The organism is Chlorogloeopsis sp. ULAP02 (assembly GCF_038404745.2).
GTDB lineage: Bacteria > Cyanobacteriota > Cyanobacteriia > Cyanobacteriales > Nostocaceae > Chlorogloeopsis.
On record NZ_JAYKTT020000054.1, the window covers coordinates 54154 to 74534 of the forward strand.

The window sequence follows — 20381 nt, forward strand, 5'->3', positions numbered from 1 at the left end:
AAAAGATAAAAATTTTAAAATTCACCTCCATTGTGATAGTGATATTATGCCTATTAATTAACCCAAATACTGCCAATCCAAATAGAATACTGCTTTTTAACCATAAGTACTCATCCTGAAGCTAAATCAAAAGAGCTTCTTGTTCACTAGGGTAAGCAAAAAGAAGTAATCAGCTGGATTGAACATTGTTTATTCAAGGCTATACAGAAATCCATACTTGACCGCAAGTTATGTATGGCTAATTTTGAAAGCCAAGCTTAATCTCATCAAATCCTCACAAGTTCCTCAGGTTTATAACTTAATCTCATGAGTATTGCCCAAAAAGAGGTGGCAAGTATGGAAGCAAGTAAACTTGCAAAATTCCTAAGTTTTTTGCAAGAAGATTTAGCGATTCCAGCAGATGATCTGCAATTAGCATTGCGGCATCCTGAGCAAAATCCGAATTTGTTACCAATAATTCTGTGGCAATATGGGTTGGTAACTTTGAACCAGCTAGATTTGATTTTTGACTGGTTGCAGGGGAATGGTTGAGGTTAAGCCACAATGAAAACAAAAAAACGTCTTGGTATTCTTACCAGTGGCGGCGACTGTCCCGGATTGAACACTGCAATTAGAGCAGTTGTCAGCCATGCCACCCTGACTCATGATTGGGAGGTGGTGGGTATTCCCTACGCCACGACGGGACTTTTGGAAGGAAAAACAGTTCCTCTGTCTATGCATGGCTTAGATTTACACGGTATCGATCCTTTACTGTGTATAGGCGGAACGATTCTCGGCAGCATTAATAAAGGAGATACTCTTGCTCGTATTAATGAGATTTTAGCTGGTTATCAGGCTTTAGAATTGGATGCCTTGATTGGTATTGGTGGAGACGGTAGTTTAGCAATTCTCAAAGAGCTACAATCTAAAGGTGATTGGCAGTTCATCGCCATTCCGAAAACTATCGATCATGATGTAGCACTGACAGAAAGAGTAGTTGGATTTGATACAGCAGTTAATACAATTGTTGATGCTCTAAATCGTTTGACTTTTACTGCTGCTAGTCATGATCGCGTCATGATTGTAGAAGTAATGGGACGTACAGCCGGACACTTGGCGCTACAGGCGGGAATTGCAGGTGGAGCAGATATCATCCTAATTCCGGAAATTCCTTATTCAATTCAAGAAATTTGCCAACATTTAGCAGAATTACGCGATCGCAACTGGCGTAGATTTGCAATTATTGTCGTAGCAGAAGGCATTCGCATCGCTGAAGATTCAACTTTGCAACCAGCCTGTGAACAACCGACTTGTGGAATGGGACAGTATATCGCTGATGAAATTCGGCGTTGCAGCACTTATCCTATAGACGTTCGAGTTTCAGTATTAGGACATATCCAACGTGGTGGTATTCCCTCGGCTAGCGATCGCTTGATCGCTACAGCTTTTGGTAAAGCCGCTGTAGATTTAGTTGTTAGCGGACACACCAGTTTAATGGTATCTTGGCAGAATGGGAGAGTAGTACCAGTTTCTTTAGATTTAGTTTTAGCGAAAAGTCCTTTACTGGTAGATCCCAATAGTTTTTTAGTAGAAACTGCCCGCTGTTTGGGTATTTATGTGGGTAAATGAAGGCAGATGGCAGAGAGCAGAGGGCAGAAGGAAAGACAATAGAAGTGTTTTTTCATTCGTTTTATCTAAAATGGAGCTAGAGGCTCCAGTTCTTGTTACCAGGTTGAACCTAGTAATGAGGGTTGTGGGGCTGCTGCCTAGTGGCTGTTGGTAAGAGGAGTGCAAGAAAATTTCTTTGCGTCTTTGCGTCTCCCTGTCCCCGCGTCAGCCTCAACTCGTCAATTAAGTTACCTCACCGAACCGCAGCTTCTAGCATTCGTAGTGTGCCATTCTCGGCATCTGTTTCCACATCAACACCTACAGGTACAGTAAATTTATCCTTAATATGACCAATCATTGAACCGTACCAAGCAGGAATACCCAAGGGTTGAATGTGATCGTTTAATACTTGAACTAAAGTCAGCGATGGTTCATCACCAAGACTACAATTAGTACATTTTCCAAACACAAAACCAACGATTTGGTTAAGAATTCCCGCATTTTTTAACTGAGTGAGCATACGATCAACGCGGTAAATATCCTCGCCTATATCTTCCACAAATAAGATGCTATCCTGCCATGATGGAAGATATGAAGATCCCAGCATTGCTGATAGTACCGACAAATTACCACCAACTAATTTACCTTTAGCCTTCCCAGGAGTAATTATTTTGCGGCTAAGTTCAGTTGTGAGGGTATTTGTCATTGTCACAACTTCTGCATTAAAAAGGATACGCTGGAAGTAATCTACGGTAAACTCATTCCAAGTAGATGTAGCAACAGGGCCATGAAAAGTAATTAGCTGACTACGAGTATAAATTGCTAATAAAAGGGAAGTAATATCGCTGTAACCTATGAAAATCTTTGGATGGGAGCGAATTAGGGAATAGTTAATCAGGGGTAAAATTCGATTGCAACCCCAACCACCACGCATAGTAATAATGGCTTTTACCGAGCGATCGCTAAACATAGTATTAACATCTTTCGCACGGTTAATATCTTTACCTGCTAAATAACCGTAACTATCTAAAATATGCGCCCCTAGCTTTACCTTTAATCCTAAAGTCAATAATGCTTGTTTTGCTTTTTCAATGTCTTGTGCTTCAACTACACCACCAGGGCTAATTAATCCTACTGTGTCACCTACTTGTAAACGTGGTGGCTTAACTAATGTGTCTGAATATAATTTGCCTTGAGCAGTAAAAATAGGAATTTGAGAATAGAGAGCACCTAAACCCAAGATTTTGACAATTTTTCGGCGCTTGATAGTCATTGTAAAAATATGGTATCATTTCAGACCTGTATCCAATGATAGGAAAAAAACAGAAGGTAAAGGGTAAAAGCAACAACCTTCCCATTACTTTTACCTTCTACCTTTTACTTTTTGTGCTCTTTGAATAGGGTGTAAGGAACGGTAGATATGCAGGTTGCCTCCACCCATACCTTTAATTTTGCCTAGCCACTTAATCATCAACAGCGAGCGGCATGGGGTAGCATGAACTTCTCTACTTCTAGGGGGAAAGCACCACGAACCATCAAAAAAGAATCGCCGTCAAGTAGGTGAGGAAGTGCTTGTACATCAGCATCTAAGCGTTCCGGGCAGAAATAAATTTCAACTTCGTTAATTGGTTGCGGCACTCGTTTAAGAATAGCTTCCAAAGTACATATCTGTGTTCCTACCAAATCAAAAAGCTTGAGTTTGTTATCTTCTATCTTCATCGCCGCAATCAAATCTAAATCCTGGGCATAATACAGGGGATTGTTTCCTTCTTGGTAGCAGAATATCGCTTTCTCATTTACTATTCCCAAAATGTTAGATACAGGTTGGCGTGTTTCCAAAAGTCGGTGTAGCAATTGTATGTCATTGCGATCGCTAGTATTTAGCAACCGAAAGCCATCAATGCCACCTTTTGAATCACACTTGCTTGTAAAAATATGTTCTTCGATCCAACGAAAGCCAAAAGATTGATATAATTCGGGTTTTGCTGTAGTTAATACCAAGGTTTGATAGCGGCGATCGCAGTAGTTCAGTACCTCCTCCATCACTTCCCGGTAGTAGCCACGCCGTCGAAATTGGGGATGGGTGCATACACCGTGAATTCCCCCTACAATCACATCTTTTCCCATCAGTCGCATCGGAATCTCCAGAATCCCCACATGGGTAACAGCTAAGTTATCGTGGAAGCGGATAAACGGGGTAGAAGCATCTTCCCAAGCTGCACCCAACTTCCGAATGCGTGCTGCCGCATCCCTAACTCCGGGGAATGCAATCTCTAGTAGGTTAAACAGGCGATCGCTTAATCTCGGATCTTCAGAAAATGACTGCCGGAAGCGATACTGATTCATAGTTTCTGTACTCAACAAAAACGTAATTCTATTTTTTTATACTAGACACACTACAAAGTCATTTCCCGATCAACAGGCTAATGTTTTGAGAAATTTAGTAGGCTGTGTAGAGAAAATCTCTAGCAATCCGAAATACTTCAAGAGGTAAAAATGGCGCGTCAACGCTTAATTATCGAGATGGGGATGGGAGTAGATCAACACGGACAAGATCCAACAATAGCAGCAGCAAGGGCTGTAAGAAATGCCATTGCTAACAATGCCTTGCCTGGTGTTTGGGAAGTAGCTGGCTTAAGCGATCCAAATAACATGATCGTGGAAGTGGAAGTTGCAGTACCATACCCAGAGCAAGTACGAAATGAAGAAGTACTTGCTGTACTACCTTTTGGGCGTAAATCTTTGAATGTGAAACTTGGGGGAATGGTTGTGCAAGGAAGAGCAATTGCAGAACTTAACGATAAAAATGACGAAATGTTGATAGCTGTCGCTGCGGTGACAGTTTTGATTGAAAATGAGTGACTGAGACAGTGAGTATAAAACTCAGTCAAAAAGAGCCGATTAATTTCTAAAGTGTTTCATAGAAAAGAGTGAGCAGAAGTTAATCATGAGTAAGAAAAATATGAAAGCACAGCTAGAAAATTGGGATAATTTTTGTCGATACCATGCTAATAATGATTGGTATGGAACTTGGACAAGATACGAGCCAAACGGACAAATAATAGAGACTTTTCACTGTATTAGAAGCTTTAAAATTAGCCCCGATGGCAGTGAGATTTATCACCAAAATCACTATACATATCTAGATGGAAAAAAAGAGACAAAGACCTTTGGCCCTTATCATAAACCAATTACCAGAGCCTTATTTTTAGATAACAGTTTTTTTTGGGGTTCTACCGAAATCGAAATTGGTTCCAATTTTGGTTTTGAAACAGGTTTTAGATATGAAGATAGACGCGTGAGTGTCGCAAGTTTATATAATAGCGCTGGCAATTTAGAAAAAATTGTAGTTATCCCAGAAACTTTAACAACTTTTCCAGAACATCCAAATCCTCCATTGTCTGAAAAAGATATTCATAACAACTGGAGAGGAAGGGGCAAAACCATGACACCTGATTGGATAGTATCCTCTGCTAGGGAAACATCATGGCATAGACTAGAATCTTTTGGTACAGATTCCCTGATTTTATATTTTTCCGATGGTATTTCTATCAGTTGCCCACGAAATGTTTACCCTGGAGAAAACTTGTTTATGGTAGTAGATTGGCAAATTAATCCTCAATTGTTCCAACGCGGTATTCGTAATTATGATACTTCTGGTTTTACAAGTTTTAAATTGGAAACCTTTGAGCTTACAAACTAATGGTGAGTTGATTTAGCATTTAAAATTTACAATTTAGTGCAAGGCGATCGCACTCACTACTGCTACCATTTATTTCATCTTCATCTCCTTTGGAAGATATGAGTTAAAAAAATAGCTGCTATGCTTCAATTGTTAGGCTTATGGCGGAATAAAACGGCTAACATCAACATAAATTATGAATACTGAAAATTTATTTGCAGCCAGCGAAACTAACTACTCTCAATGTAAAGTATTGATTGTAGGAGGAGGGCCAGCAGGACTTGCTACTGCAATCATACTAGCCAAGCGTGGCTGGCAAAATATTACAGTTCTAGAAAAACGCCCAACTGCTGACTATTATGAACCAGATAAATCATTCAGTTATCAAATTGATGGACGCGGTCAAAAATTCACTGATTTTTTAGGATTAACTCAACAACTATCAACAATTAGCGTTCCAAGTACAGAATTTTATTTAACAACAATCAAACCAGATGGTAACCGTAAAACTTTTAAATTACCTATAGTAGATCCAAAACGCAAAACTGCCTATTGGCTACCAAGAAGAGCATTTCTGCTTTTGTTGTACCAAGAAATCGAACGGAATTGGCAAGACAGCATCACAGTACTTTTCAACACAAGCTGTCTCCAAATCAATAAGTTAGCTGTAAATAACGCAGAAGAAAAACTTGAGATTGTTGCCAGAGAAAATGGCAATATTGTAAAATTTGAACCCAATCTTTTGGTTGGTTGTGATGGTCTTAATTCCATTGTTCGTAATACCTTAAAAGAGTGGGATAAATCTGGCTCGGATAAATTTGAAATGAAACTTTTTCCTTCGCCCAGTTCCGGGTTGAGGTATAAAGTTCTAAGCTTACCGCCAAATTTACCTCTCGATCACAATGGCGAAGAACACGCCGTATCTACAATGGCTTATGCTATTCGTGGGGCTTTTAAAGGGCGCACGCGTTCTGTGTCTCTTGGTTTATTGCCGCTTAAAAACTCAGATGAACCTAGAACTGCAAATATCATTACATACCCAGACCACGAAATCTGGAAATTAAAAAATAGTGAGGAGTTGTACAACTTTTTAGAGCCAGCCTTCCCCCAATTGCCAATACATCAAATCGTCTCACCCCAAGAAGCAGATAGATTTGCTAAAAGTGAAGGTGGTTCTTTTCCCATTCCCCAACACTGTTGTAGTTTACACTTCTTATTAAAAACAAATCAATCTTGTGCAACTGGGATAGTACTTTTAGGAGATGCCATCCATTGCTTTCCTCCAGATATTGGACAAGGGGTGAATTCGGCATTAGAAGATGTATGTGTCCTTAACGAAGCACTATCGAGAAGTAATGATGATATTTCCCAGGCTCTGCCTTCATACGAATCTTTACGGTTACCTGACGTTAAAGCTTTGGTACGTCTTGCCCAAACTGCTTTTCCGTGGCAGTATAACCAAGATCCTCTGCGCAGAAACTTATGGAGTGTCAACTTTTTTCTCCGACTTTTACTTAGTCGGTTACTACCTTTCATATTTAGTTCTCCAGCTTTCCTTCTTATCCAGAACCAGGAACTTTCCTACCAGCAAATCTGGGCTATGGTTCAACGCACAACCCAAATCTTCTATTTACTTGGTTTAATGTTCATGATTGGATATTTAGCCGTAGTGTTGAAAGTAGCAGAGATTTAATGATTGCCTGTAGAAGTAGCAGCTATCCGTGACAAAATAAAAGCTAGTCTGAAAATTAAAGAAACTAACACGATGATAAAAGAAACAATAGAAAGCGTTGTTTCTAGCTACTTTGCTAACATTGCTGCGATGAACGCCGAAGACTGGGTGGACAATTTTGCAGAAGATGCTGTTAGTTACGATCCCGTTGGAGAGCCACCGACAAAAGTTCATGAGGGGTTTCGTGCATTTATCGGGCAGTTGCAAGCAGTCTTTGAAAAACTAGAACCCACTACAGAGCATATTTTTGTTGCAGCCAATGAAGCAGCGGTAAAGTGGACTATGCAGGGCATCAGCAAGAGTAACAAGTCAGTGAAATTTGAAGGAATCACAATCTTTGAGGTTAATGAAGCTGGAAAAATTCAAACCACTCGTGCATATTGGAATCCAGCAGCGATGGTAGCGCAACTGCGCTCTTAAGGAACTGCTGTGCAGTAAACTAGAGGCATAGGGGTGGAAGTCTCTGACAGTAAGCCTGAATCAATGACTAACCTTCACCACTCCACTAACAATGTCTCAAGAGAATAACGAAGCAATCAAAATTCAAGAAATTTACAAACTCAAACCAGTACATTTTGCTGATTTAATCAGAGCTGTACAATTGATTTTTGATCCAGCCAGGGGAATGTCTGGTATACACAGAGAAGTTGATTGGAAAGACTTTGGCATTCCCGATGATGTGGTGGAAAATCTAAAAGCTCTCGGTAAGGAATATCAATATGCATCTCCCCACATTCCTCCAGAAATTATTTGGAGTAAATTAACTCCCCAAGCGCGGATTTGGTTTCTAGAAAATAAAGAAGATTTGTGGCAGTTTGAGGAATTTTTTCCCGCTCTGGATGAAGATTAACATTTTAGTATGAACTTACCTGCACCAATTTTTGAACTCAAAAACGTCACCCAAAAATTTAATCAAGTTCCATGTCTAATTGATATCAACTTGCGAATTGAGCCTGGTGAGAGGGTTGCACTTGTTGGTTCTAGTGGTGCAGGCAAAAGTACGTTAATTAGCTTACTCAACGGTACACTACAACCTACAAAAGGGGAAGTATGGGTATTTGGCCGCAACTTGGCACGCACACATCCTAAATCACTGCGGCAAGTACAACGACAAATTGGTACAATTTATCAGCAATTTCATCTAGTAGATAATCTACGAGTAATTCATAATATCAATGCTGGCAATTTAGGACGATGGTCATTTTTGAAAGCAGCTATTTCTTTAGTTTATCCTTTAGAAGTAGAGACAGCAGCCAAAGCGTTAATACAGGTAGGAATTCCAGAAAAACTGTACGAGCGCACCGATCGCCTGTCTGGAGGAGAACGACAAAGAGTAGCGATCGCCCGCGTTTTAGTACAAAATCCCGCTGCTATTGTTGCTGATGAACCAATCTCTAGTCTTGATCCAGAACGTAGTCGGGAGATAATGAATTTGTTAAGTCATGTAAGTCAACAAACAGGCAAAACATTGCTGACTAGCATACATGCAATCGAGTATGCCCGCAGTCACTTCCAGCGAATTATTGGTTTGCGCCAAGGTAGGATTTTATTTGATGCACCCACTAAGGAAGTATCAATGAAGATGGTGGAGGAATTGTATAGAATTGAACCACAGAGGCGCTAAGAACACAGAGGAAGATTTAGAACGACAAGTGTTCTTACCATTTCCCTATCTTCTTTGGGTGTTGGTGTTGTTAGTGCTGATTATTTGGTCGTTACAAGTAGCTGGTATATTTCAAGGAGATTTAATTAATGAAGGTGGTTGGAGTCTTGTTGTTAGTTTTCTGATTGCTGCACTCTCTCCTGAAATCAGTTCAGATTTTTTACTGTTAACCTTAGATGCAACACTCAAAACTCTCGCCTATGCGATTTGTAGCACATTTTTTAGCATTGTGATTGGGTTTGTGGCTGGTATTTTATCATCTCAAGTTTGGTGGAAATCTCTGGGTAAAGTCTATAAAATTCCTTGGTTAGTAATCAGGGCAACTTTAGCAATACCAAGAGCAATTCACGAACTGATTTGGGGATTGTTTTTTATCAATATTTTTGGACTCGATCCACTTGTGGCGGTGTTGGCGATCGCTATTCCTTTTGGTGCAATTACTGCTAAAGTTTTTTCCGAAATTTTAGATGAAACACCCCGTGAACCTTTATTAGCGCTACTAAACAGTGGTGTGCCTCCTATGAGTGCTTTTGTCTACACTTTGATTCCCCAAGCGTTGCCCAATCTAATTTCCTACAGTTTTTATCGGTTGGAGTGTTCTATCCGTTCGGCGACGGTTTTAGGTATCATCGGTGCTGGAGGATTAGGCTATCAAATTTTCCTGAGTCTTCAATCGTTGCGATCCGAGCAAGTATGGACTTTGATGTTTGCATTGCTATTTTTGAGTAGTTGTACTGATTTTTTGAGTAGGTTGTTGCGTCAGCGTTTAGAATTGCTAAACCGTTCTCCCACTGCTTTGCTCCCCCATTCCTTCACTCTCCTTTCGCTCCTGAGTGCATCTATCTTATTAATATTTTCCTTTTGGTACATCAAAGCCGATTTTGGGAAATTCTGGGAACCCCGTACAGCCGAACGTTTAGCTAGAGTCATCCAAGATGTTTTTCCGCCACAATTGATTGATTTACATCAGTTGTTTACCCTGTCTGCTCAAACGCTGGCGATGTCTATATTGGCAATGGTTGGTGCAGCAGTGGCTAGCATTTTGCTTGCTTTTGGGGCAGCGAGGGAAAATGTGGAGACAAAAAAACGATTCTCAATTGAAAATCTCCAATCTCAAATCCGAATTGGTGTTACCCGCTTGTTATTGCTTATTGCTCGTGCTGTACCGGAACCAATTTGGGCATTAATATTTTTGTTTGTATTGTTTCCAGGAATTCTACCAGGTGCGATCGCTCTGGCTGTTCACAATTTTGGTATTCTTGGTAGATTAATGGCAGAGGTTGTAGAAAATTTAGATCGGCGTCCCCTACTTTCTTTAAAAGCTTTAGGTGGAAGTACTTCCCAAGTTTTTATCTACGGCGTTCTACCTGCAACTTTTCCTCAGTTCATCGCTTACACTCTCTACCGTTGGGAAGTCTGCATTCGTGCTACAGTGATTGTCGGGTTAGTCGGTGCAGGAGGCTTAGGACGTTTGTTGACGGAGCAATTAAGCAGTTTTGACTACAAAGGTTTACTTACAACTTTGACAGTTTTGATTATTCTAACCTTAATAATAGATATTATTAGTACAACCCTTAGAAGAAGTCTACGTTAAATAGTTAAATAAGTAACATTTCTTTAGTAGAGCGTGGTAACATTTTCTTGAAAACTTCAAAATATTCAATCCCCAACTACTAAAGATATTCGTTATTGCACAGAAGACCAGTATTTAAGAAGCAGACTGTAAGAATTTTATCCGCAATATCTTTAAAATAAATGATACTATGTCGGACTTAGGGATACCATCTGCTCGTGAAGGGGAAGTTTCAACCAATCTGCAACCACAGGAATCTTTGTACGATCACCCTGAAAGTTGTAAATTGAGAAAAAATATACTAGTTGTTGACGATAACCCTGACCATTTAGAGATTCTCATCAAAATCTTGTCTGAGCATGGGTATAAAGTGCAACTAGTTACGAGTGGTAAACAAGCTTTAATGGCTGTCGAGTTAACTCAACCTGACTTGATTTTGTTAGATATCGTCATGCCGGAAATGGACGGCTTTGAAGTGTGCTCTCAGCTAAAAGCATCTGCCCAAACCAAAGATATTCCGATTATCTTTCTTAGTGTCTTATACAAAACGTTCGATAAAGTCAAAGCCTTTTCCCTGGGTGGAGCAGACTACATTACTAAGCCATTTCAGCTAGAAGAAGTTTTGGCTCGGATTGAAAATCAATTGCGTATCCAGAGGCTGACAAAGCAACTAAATGAGCAAACAGCACGGCTTGTGGAGGAAATCAAGGAGCGCAAAATTAGCCAAGAGCAACTCAAGCAAAGTGAGAAGCGTTATCGCCAATTTTTTGAGACTAGCATTGATGGCATTGTCATCACTGAAATGGCGGGAAGAATTATTGATTGTAATGCTAGTTACCAAAAGATGTTGGGTTATTCCCTAGAGGAACTCAAGTTAAAGAGTTTTTGGGATCTCACACCAATTCAATGGCACTGTTGGGAAGCCGAAATTATTGAGCAACAAATAATTGAACGAGGCTACTCAGATACCTACGAGAAGGAATATATCCGCAAGGATGGTACTTTATTTCCGGTAGAACTGACAGTTTATTGTCAGAAAAATGACTGCGGACAACCGGAATTGATGTGGGCAAATGTACGAGATATTAGCGATCGCAAGCAAGCCCAACAGGCACTACATCGAAGCCTAACCAAAAATCGCGCCCTTGTTGACGCCATCCCCGATATGATATTCCGCTGTCACGTGGATGGTACTTATCTAGAGTTCAAATCTGCTAAAGGTATCCAGCCCTTTGTACCGCCTCGTGCCTTTCTAGGGAAAAAAATCCAAGAGATATTGCCAACTAAATTGGCACACAAGTTATTACAAGCTCAACGGCAAGCTATATCGTCACAAGAAACCCAAATTTTAGAATATCAGCTCACAATCGATGAGCAAGTTCACGATTACGAAGCTCGCATTGTCGCTTGTGGAAGTCATGAAAATATTATTATAGTACGTGATATTACAGAGCGTAAGCAAACTGAAGCTGCTTTAGCTGAGAGCGAACAGAAGTATCGCAATTTAGTTGAGACATCCCAAAATATAGTTATGTCCTGCGATCGCCAAGGACGTATTACCTTTGTTAACCAAGCTGTCAAACAGATTTATGACTACGATCCCGAAGAAATGATCGGGCGTCCGTTTACTGATTTCCTCCCGCCTGAACTGATTGCCAAAGATGTAGAAGTTTTCCAGCAACTGCTAAAAGGAACGCCAGTTTATTTGTATGAAACTACTCATCTAGCCAAAGACGGTAGATCAATTCAGTTGTTATTTAATGCGATCGCACTTTTTGATGAGCAAGGACAAGTTATTGGCACAACGGGAACAGCTAGTGATATCACTGCTCGCAAACAAACAGAAGAAGAATTACAGGAAGCTTACGAAAAATTAGAGGCATACAACGCCGATCTACAAGCAACAAATCAAGAATTGCAATGTATGCTGGAGGAATTACAACTGCTTGAGGTAGAACGACAAGAGCAGTATTGCAAGTTGGCAATCGAGCAAAAACGCTATGAAGATTTATTTAACTTTGCACCCGATGGGTACCTGCTGACAAATGCAAAGGGCATAATCCAAGAAGCAAATCATGCGTTCACAACATCCCTGTCAGTAGATTTAAAATTTTTAGTCGGTAAACCTCTAGCTATTTTTGTCCCAGCAGATGATCTTCTGGCATTTCGTACTAAATTGAACAAGCTATCATTGCTTCAAGAAAAGCAAACCTGGGAACTGAGACTGCAACCTCGCAATGGTGAGCCTTTTCCTGTCGAAATAACAGTTGCTCCTGTTCGTGGCTTCTCTGAGGAACTCATCGCTCTACGCTGGTTGCTCCGAGATATTACTGAACGCAAACAAGCCGAGGCTGCTCTGCGAGAAAGCGAAGAGAGATTTCGTCAAATAGCAGAAAATATCAATCAATTTTTCTTTGTTAAATCTGCTAAAGACGAAAATTTTCTTTACATCAGTCCCGCTTATGAGAAAATTTGGGGACAAAGTTGTGAAAGTCTCTATCAAAACTCTAGAGCTTGGCTGGAGTTTTTACATCCAGATGATCGCAAACTGGTATTACTATCTGTCGAAGAACAATCCCAAGGCAAGCGTGCTCAACGGGAATATCGGATTATTAAACACGATGGCACAACTCGCTGGATTTTTGCTGAAGTGCTTCCCATTCTGGATCAATTAGGAAAACCCTTATATTACATCGGATTGGCAGAAGATATTACGGAGCGCAAAAAGGCAGAAGCAGAACTCAAAGAGAGCGAACAGTTTTTACGCAGTATTTATGAGGGCATTGAAACTGCTGTCTTTATCGTTGATGTGCTCGAAGATGGTGGCTTTCGCTATGTCGGAATTAATCCTGCCAACGAACGGATATCAGGTTTATTATCATCAGAAGTTAGTGGCAAAACTCCCGAACAAGTGCTGACTCCAGAGATGGCACAAATGGTGTCGGATCATTATCGTGCCTGTATTGAAGCCGGAGAGCGCATTACCTATGAAGAATATTTGTTAATTAAAGGAAAAGATACTTGGTGGATCACAAACCTAACTCCAATGCGAGATAATAATAATCGCATCTATCGCTTAATCGGCACAAGCTTTAATATCACACAGCGCAAGCAGCTAGAGCAGTCTCTACGCTCGCAAGCGCAACAAGAACGCTTGCTTGGCACTATTACTCAACACATCCGTCAGTCGCTCAATTTGGAGGAAATCTTAGCAACAACTGTGGTTGAGGTACAGCGAACTCTCCAAGCAGATAGAGCTTTAATTTTTCGGTTAAATCAAGACGGATCGGGAGAGGTGATCGAGGAAGCTGTTGTCCCTCAGTATCCGATCACAAATCAGATGCGCTGGCTTGATGAGTGTTTCCCAGAAGAATGCTATGAGTACTATCGTCAAGGAAATCCTCGCATTGTGCCTGATGTGGCAACGGATGATTGGGGAGCGTGTTTGGCTGAGTTTATGGAAGAAGTTGGCGTCAAGTCTAAAATGGTTGCGCCGATTATCCAAACCTTTGATGCTTCCTCGAATAATGTTTGGGGATTGCTCGTAGTTCACGCCTGCTCTCACTATCGTCAGTGGCAAGCATCTGAGATCGATTTTTTGCAACAGATTAGCAACCAACTAGCGATCGCTATTCATCAGGCAAATCTCTACCATAAGTTGCAAATTGAATTAGCTGAACGCAAACAGACTGAAGCTGCTCTAAAAGCTGCTCAAGAGAATTTGACTATCGCCATCGAAGCTGCGCAAATGGGGACATGGCATTTGGATATAACTAAAGATTTTGCCCCAAAGCGATCGCTACGCCATGATCAGATTTTTGGTTACGACACACTACAACCCGAATGGGGGCAGGAAATAGCCAGACGCCACGTTGTTGAAGAAGATCGCGAAATTTTTGATGCGGCGTTTGCTCGTGCGATGGAAACAGGTGAACTCGATTTCGAGGTACGCATTCAATGGTTGGATGGGAGCATTCACTGGATGGCGGCTCGTGGGCGTTTTTACTTTGACGAAAATGGCAAACCTGTATACGGAGGGGGTGTAAACTTTGACATCACAGATCGCAAACAAACAGAATTGGCACTGCGCGAAAGTGAAGAGCGATTTCGCAGAGCCTTTGATGATGCTGCTATTGGGATGGCAATGGTTGCGATTGATGGCAGCTTTTTGAGGGTTAATCGTTCGCTGTGCGAAATTTTAGGCTATACAGAATCGGAATTTTTGGCGCTGACATTTCAAGATATTACTCATGCTGACGATTTACAAAAGGATCTCGATAATCGACAGCGCCTTTTAGTTGGAGAAACTCGCACTTACCAAACACAAAAGCGATATATTCATAAACTAGGACACGAAGTCTGGGTATTACTGAGTACATCCCTAGTCAGGGATCGGGATGGACAATCACTCTACTTTATTACTCAATATCAGGATATTAGCGATCGCCAACAGATTTCTCGGATGAAAAATGAATTTATCTCTATTGTTAGTCACGAACTGCGTACTCCATTAACAGCAATTCGCGGCTCTTTGGGGATTTTGGAAACAGGTATCTTAGAAAATGAACCACAACAAGTCAAAGAATTAATCCAAATAGCTCTTAATAATAGTAATCGCTTGATGCGTCTTGTTAACGACATCCTGGATCTAGAACGTCTGGAGTCGGGCAAAGTCCGGCTTGTGATGCAAGAGTGCGAAATTGCCGATATCGTTAAGCAAGCAACCGAAACAGTGCAATCGATCGCAGACGAAGCCAACATCACCCTCTGTGCCACATTTCCCAAAATTCAAATTTGGGCAGCACCCGATGCGATCGCCCAAGCACTAATTAATTTGTTAAGTAATGCAATCAAGTTCTCGTCTGCTGGTAGTAGTGTGTGGTTGAGTGCAGAATTATTTCCCGATTATATCATGTTCTTCGTCAGAGATAATGGACGTGGTATCCCCTCCGATAAGCTGAAAACCATCTTCGGACGATTTCAGCAGGTAGATGCTTCTGATTCCCGTCAAAAAGGGGGAACAGGATTGGGATTAGCAATCTGTAAAACTATTATTCGACAACATGGCGGACAGATTTGGGCAGAGAGTGTGTTGGGTGAAGGAAGCACGTTTTATTTCACATTGCCAACAACAAAGCGTGAGCCATGAGTGAATAAATTTGGTTGAAATTGAAGAAGGCAGAAGTATGGAGGCAGAGGAGCCACTGCGCCCTTGCGGGTTAAGCGCGTTGTAGCACGTGGCATGGCAGAAGGGCAACCAAGGCAGACAGTTTTATCTTTGAATTACGGCAGTGGGATCTGAGTGTTCTTGCCACCCTTACCAAAGAAAAATTATTAGAAAGATATCATTCGCACACACAAAACTCGTTAAATACATTTGCCAGGATTGGTTGAAAATATGAATTAGGCGTTTCCAATACTCTGCAAATAGGCATCAATTTAATGCAATATTTAATGTAGAAGTTGTCCGGCTTGCTGCACAGCAGAGCGCATAACAGGGAGTCATCAAAACACAACCAACCCTTTTGGTGTAGCCGGAGTTTCTAAAGGCAGGCAAATATGCATACTGTAATCACACCTGAAAGAATCGAACTGCAACCTGGCACAGTTGTAAGGATGTTGGGATCTTGGCAAGACTATCAAATACTAAGTCAGCAACTTGGCGATCGCTGCTCGCCTCGCATTAAATATCGATCTGGAGAGATTTGGCTGATGGCACCGCTACCAGAGCATAGAAGAGATGCGAGCTTGCTAGCAGATATTGCTAAGGTTTTGCTAGATCATTTACAGCAAAGATATGATTCATTTACGCCCATCACCATGAGCTTGCCACAAGTCAGCGGCATTGAGCCTGACTTTTGCTTTTACATTGAAAATTGGAGATCCGTAGTAGGTAAAAACCGTATTGACTGGCTCAATGATCCTCCACCCGATTTAGTAATTGAGGTAGATATTACTAGTTATACCGATATTAATGACTATCTCCCTTATCAAGTGCCAGAGGTTTGGCTGTTAAAAAATAAACAACTATTGATTTATAGATTACAAGGTGAAAATTACATAATTACAGAAAGTAGCTATTTTCCTAACGTCAGAGAAATTGTGCAGCAATGTCTCCAAATTGCCAATCAGCAAACAACAAGTGAGGCGATTAGGTGGTTAAGAAGCTTTTTGCGTAGAAGTTATACTGCTCCATAGTTATATTTTTCTTGTGTAACTTTCCGATGATAATTAATATAAGAATTGAAAGATAGCATTCTACAAGGTATGTAGAAAAATGGATTTATAATTTAGTTGTGTTAATCCACTCCAATTTAAGGTTTACTTTATCAATAATTTCTTAATCAAAGCAGCTTTAATCACCTAAATGTAATAACTAACATCAAGATAATTTTCGCCGCAAGTTACTTTAAGAAAGGGAACTGCGGCGTCGTGAAGGGTAGATTGAGAATTCACAGTATAGGTAATCTGTCAAACTCTATCAATCTTAATCATCTAGTCATCTTGGAAAGCGTATAACTTTTGAGCTACCTCACACCAGTAGCGATCGCTTTTTTATAAATTAATCTTTGTGACGGTGCTGCCATGCTACACCAAAAGCCGCCCCAGCCCCAGCTAATAATCCAGTACTCATTCCTTGGATGGTTTTGTTAATTGGATCTTGAGTCAAACACTCATTCGTAACTTGATTGGCTTGCAAGCAAGTGTTGCTCTCTGCCCAACTAGTGGTACCCCCTAAAATTACACCAGCTAGACTACAGGAAACAATAAGTAATAAAAGACGTCTGCTTTTTCTATCCATAGATAGTTGCTAAAATTTTTAGGCTGCAAAGATTTATCAACTACTTTACACAACTACTGGCGGGATGTCAGCAAGTAAGATCATAAAGTGTGGCAGCGATCGCCTAAAAAAAGTGGGTATTACCCACCAAATTTAAACAAATTTCAAGCCGATAAATTAGATTTACTCAATTTTTAAGTTAAAAGGTAAACGAGCATATACACCTCGCGGATCGTTCATCTTTTGTAAAATTGCAAGTTCCGCTTGTAGTTTTTGGAATTCAAGGGTAAGCGGATCGGATGTTTTGAGTTGCCCTCCATTGAGATTCACAATAGCCTTCACTTCTTCAGCTACTTCTCCAAACAAGCGTTCTCCCCAAGTGCCTAATCTCGGATACTCTTGCAATTCCCAATCTTTTCCTAACTTGGCTTGTTGAGCTGTATAGGCAATGGCAGCATCTAAACCGCCAATTTCATCGATTAAACCGATATTTTTTGCTGCTATACCTGACCAAACTCTTCCTTGCGCAATTTCAGCTACCTTTGCTTCTGGAATTTTTCGACCTTGGGCAACTTTATCAAGAAATATACTATAAATTTGATTGACCATACGCTGGTACAGTGCTAATTCTTGATTAGTTTTAGGACGAGAAACTGTTTGACTGTCAGCGTAACGTCCGGTTTTGACACTATCCCAAGCAATCCCATTGTTGTTAGCTAACTTTTGAGCATTGAAAAGCAATCCAAATACACCAATAGAACCTGTGATTGTATTTGGTTCAGCAAAAATGCGGTTAGAATCACTGGCAATCCAATAACCCCCAGAGGCAGCGATATCACCCATTGATACTACCACTGGTTTTACTTCACGAGTTAGCCGCACCTCTCGCTGCATCACCTCAGCGGCTGTAGCACTACCTCCAGGGCTATTAATTCTGAGTACAACCGCCTTCACATCTTTATCTTGCCTGAGTTTGCGGAAAATTTTGGCAAAGCGATCGCCACCTATTCCTCCTTCTTCACCTTGCCCGTCAACTATCTCACCTTCGGCGTAGACAACAGCAATTTTATTTTTAGAGTTACGTTCTGTACCAAGGGAGGGATCACGAACTTCGGTGTATTGGCTAAGACTAATTTGCCGGAAGCTTTTCTCATCCTGATCAGCTCCTGTTAGCTGCTTGAGATCGGCAACTACTTCATCAAAATAACCGACTTTATCAACTAAACCATTCGTTTTAGCTTGTTGCGCCTCCAAGAAAGCTTGATTATCTGCGATCGCTTGCAATTTGGTGGCGGGAATGTTGCGACTGCTTCCGACTGCGTTTCGCCACTCTGCCCAGACATCATCCAATAATTTCTGAGTTTGTTGTCGGTTTTCTGGACTTAATTTTGTGAGTACAAATGGTTCAACGGCTCCTTTGAATTTTCCTACCCGCACAACTTGTACGCCAATACCATATTTTTCTAAAGCTCCTGCCAAAAATATCGGTTGTGAACTAAAACCGTTAACCTCCATTGCTCCCAAGGGGTTAAGCACGACTGTATTGGCTACAGAACTGAGGTAATATTCTCGTTCTCCCCATCCCACACCATAAGCCACTATCTTTTTACCAGCAGCACGGCATTTCTCCAGTGCCTGCCGAATTTCTTTATAGGTAGCAAAGCCTGCACTATTGGTTGCAGAGGTACGAGTGGCATCTAAGTAGATTCCGACAATGCGGCGATCGCGTCGTGCCTTTTCCAAAGCATCTAAAACTGCACGGAGGCTCATCTGCTCCTCCTGTTTGCCTGATAGTACTTTTTGCAGCAGTTCGCTGGAGCTGGGCTTGGTATCGGTAATTTTCGTTGCTAAGTCAAAAACTAGTACTGATTTATTTTTTACTTCTGGCCCTGGATCTTTAGCAGTTGCAAATAATAATACCAACAGACCTGTAGTTCCAAGACCAAAGAAAATAAAAAGTCCTAAAATACTGCCAACTAAGCTGGCAAAAGTTTGTTTGATAAAATTCTGCATATTTTTATTATTAGTCATTAGTCATTAGTCATTAGTGATTTTCCCTACGGCAAGGAACAATTTTACTAATGACTTCATTTGTATTCTTAATATTTCCCAATTCTCCTACTCAACACCCAAAATAGTGAAAGTAAGATGAATAGTATACTTATTTTATTCTTTGTAAGTTGCCTGAACACTTCAACTGCTCCAAGTTAGCACTACCAGTACAAAAGAGTACTGTGGTAATTTCGGCAACTAACACTTGTGTCAAGTCGTAAACAGCAGCTTCTGAAGAAGCCGCAGCTTGCAAAAATGGCATTGCTAAACCGGCTATATCTGCCCCTAATGCCAGTGCTTTTGCCACATCCAGCCCATGACGCAATCCCCCTGAAGCAATCAAAGGAATTTGTGGTGCAACGGCACGAATACTCCTTAAGCACTCCGCTGTTGGTAAACCCCAATCTGCAAAAGTTGTACCCAAACGTCGCTGTAACATATTTTCGGCTCGTTCGCTTTCTACCTTTGCCCAAGATGTACCACCTGCACCAGCCACATCAATTGCTTTCACTCCAGCAGCAATCAGCTTTTGTGCAATTGGTGCTGATATACCATTACCAACTTCTTTCGCAATCACTGGCACTGACAACACGCTACATAAAATTGCTATTTTGTCAAGCAAGCCTCGGAAGTTTGTATCGCCTCTGGGTTGGATACATTCTTGTAGTGGATTGAGGTGCAAAATTAGGGCATCTGCCTCAAGAATGTCGATGACTTGCAGACATTCATCTAAACCGTAATCGTAATTAAGTTGAACAGCTCCCAAATTGGCAAATAGGAGTACATCGGGGGCATACTTGCGCATGGCAAAGGTGTCAGCTACTTGAGGTTTTTCCACTGCCACTCGCTGGGAACCAACACCCATTGCCATTCCGTAATGTTGGGCAACTTCTGCTAGACGTCGATTGATGATGCCCGCCTCTGGGGTTCCTCCAGTCATTGAGGAGATTAACAGTGGTGCTCCTAGTTTCTTTCCTAAAAAAGTAGTACTGATGTCAATTTCATCGCGATTGATTTCTGGTAAGCAACAATGGTTAAAACGGTAATCTTCCAACCCATTGGTAGTCTGTTGGAATTGTACGTCTTCTTCCAGGCAGATGCGGATGTGATCGGCTTTGCGAGTTTCAGTAGAAGCAAATGGGCTTGTCTGGGTGTTCACGGGTGGTTCATACTACAAAGGTGTTGTAGTTTCTATTTTCTCATCTTAGTTGTGGCTATTCTGTGGGAAAGGTCACTAAGACTGCTAGGCGGTTTAATCTCCTGAATCATGTTTTGACTGTTTCTGTGGTGACTGAGTAATTTAAGTTTCAG

The 20381-nt window shown here is 41.1% G+C and carries 16 protein-coding genes; 11 read left to right on the plus strand and 5 right to left on the minus strand.

What is annotated here, in order from left to right:
• Positions 1-336 precede the first annotated feature (336 nt).
• Positions 337-531 carry a DUF2949 domain-containing protein gene (locus tag U2718_RS19045; protein WP_026087746.1) on the plus strand — a complete coding sequence of 65 codons (195 nt, stop codon included), beginning with the start codon at positions 337-339 and terminating at the stop codon, positions 529-531.
• Positions 532-543: 12 nt separating this feature from the next.
• The gene (locus U2718_RS19050; RefSeq protein WP_341996105.1) at positions 544-1608 is read left to right on the plus strand and encodes an ATP-dependent 6-phosphofructokinase; all 1065 of its coding nucleotides are present in this window, start codon (positions 544-546) and stop codon (positions 1606-1608) included.
• 232 nt (positions 1609-1840) lie between these two features.
• On the opposite strand, the gene U2718_RS19055 is transcribed toward U2718_RS19050, so the two are convergent.
• Both U2718_RS19055 and U2718_RS19060 read right to left on the minus strand, forming a co-directional pair.
• Positions 1841-2860: an LD-carboxypeptidase gene (locus tag U2718_RS19055; protein WP_341996107.1), complete on the minus strand. Its 1020-nt coding sequence runs from the start codon at positions 2858-2860 to the stop codon at positions 1841-1843.
• Positions 2861-3057: 197 nt separating this feature from the next.
• Positions 3058-3933: a GNAT family N-acetyltransferase gene (locus U2718_RS19060; protein ID WP_341996108.1), complete on the minus strand. Its 876-nt coding sequence runs from the start codon at positions 3931-3933 to the stop codon at positions 3058-3060.
• Positions 3934-4083: 150 nt separating this feature from the next.
• Here U2718_RS19060 and U2718_RS19065 point away from each other — a divergent pair, with 150 nt between their 5' ends.
• The 9 genes from U2718_RS19065 to U2718_RS19105 all read left to right on the plus strand — a co-directional run bounded on the left by U2718_RS19065 (position 4084) and on the right by U2718_RS19105 (position 16435).
• Complete coding sequence (locus U2718_RS19065) at positions 4084-4449, plus strand: Lin0512 family protein (protein ID WP_341996110.1); 366 nt, start codon at positions 4084-4086, stop codon at positions 4447-4449.
• Positions 4450-4534: 85 nt separating this feature from the next.
• Complete coding sequence (locus U2718_RS19070) at positions 4535-5290, plus strand: DUF3598 family protein (RefSeq protein ID WP_341996112.1); 756 nt, start codon at positions 4535-4537, stop codon at positions 5288-5290.
• A gap of 175 nt (positions 5291-5465) precedes the next feature.
• A complete protein-coding gene (locus U2718_RS19075; RefSeq protein WP_341996113.1) occupies positions 5466-6962 on the plus strand; it encodes an NAD(P)/FAD-dependent oxidoreductase in 1497 nt (498 codons plus the stop codon).
• 72 nt (positions 6963-7034) lie between these two features.
• Positions 7035-7421, plus strand: coding sequence for a nuclear transport factor 2 family protein (locus U2718_RS19080; RefSeq protein WP_341996115.1), 387 nt, complete (start codon positions 7035-7037; stop codon positions 7419-7421).
• Positions 7422-7512: 91 nt separating this feature from the next.
• Entirely contained in the window at positions 7513-7851 is a 339-nt protein-coding gene (locus tag U2718_RS19085) for a hypothetical protein (protein ID WP_341996118.1), read from the plus strand.
• A gap of 9 nt (positions 7852-7860) precedes the next feature.
• Entirely contained in the window at positions 7861-8625 is a 765-nt protein-coding gene (locus U2718_RS19090) for a phosphonate ABC transporter ATP-binding protein (RefSeq protein ID WP_341996121.1), read from the plus strand.
• 28 nt (positions 8626-8653) lie between these two features.
• Positions 8654-10258 carry a PhnE/PtxC family ABC transporter permease gene (locus U2718_RS19095; RefSeq protein WP_411813328.1) on the plus strand — a complete coding sequence of 535 codons (1605 nt, stop codon included), beginning with the start codon at positions 8654-8656 and terminating at the stop codon, positions 10256-10258.
• Between the two features lie 169 nt (positions 10259-10427).
• Positions 10428-15386, plus strand: a complete 4959-nt coding sequence (locus U2718_RS19100; protein WP_341996124.1) for a PAS domain S-box protein — start codon at positions 10428-10430, stop codon at positions 15384-15386.
• Between the two features lie 410 nt (positions 15387-15796).
• Positions 15797-16435 (plus strand): Uma2 family endonuclease, encoded by a 639-nt coding sequence (locus U2718_RS19105; protein ID WP_341996126.1) that lies wholly within the window; start codon positions 15797-15799, stop codon positions 16433-16435.
• Between the two features lie 364 nt (positions 16436-16799).
• Here the strand turns inward: U2718_RS19105 and U2718_RS19110 are convergent, their stop codons facing one another.
• The 3 genes from U2718_RS19110 to fni all read right to left on the minus strand — a co-directional run bounded on the left by U2718_RS19110 (position 16800) and on the right by fni (position 20229).
• Positions 16800-17039 carry a hypothetical protein gene (locus U2718_RS19110; RefSeq protein WP_341996128.1) on the minus strand — a complete coding sequence of 80 codons (240 nt, stop codon included), beginning with the start codon at positions 17037-17039 and terminating at the stop codon, positions 16800-16802.
• A gap of 162 nt (positions 17040-17201) precedes the next feature.
• A complete protein-coding gene (gene sppA, locus U2718_RS19115) occupies positions 17202-19031 on the minus strand; it encodes a signal peptide peptidase SppA (RefSeq protein WP_341996310.1) in 1830 nt (609 codons plus the stop codon).
• Between the two features lie 148 nt (positions 19032-19179).
• Positions 19180-20229 (minus strand): type 2 isopentenyl-diphosphate Delta-isomerase, encoded by a 1050-nt coding sequence (gene fni / locus U2718_RS19120; RefSeq protein ID WP_341996130.1) that lies wholly within the window; start codon positions 20227-20229, stop codon positions 19180-19182.
• Positions 20230-20381 lie beyond the last annotated feature (152 nt).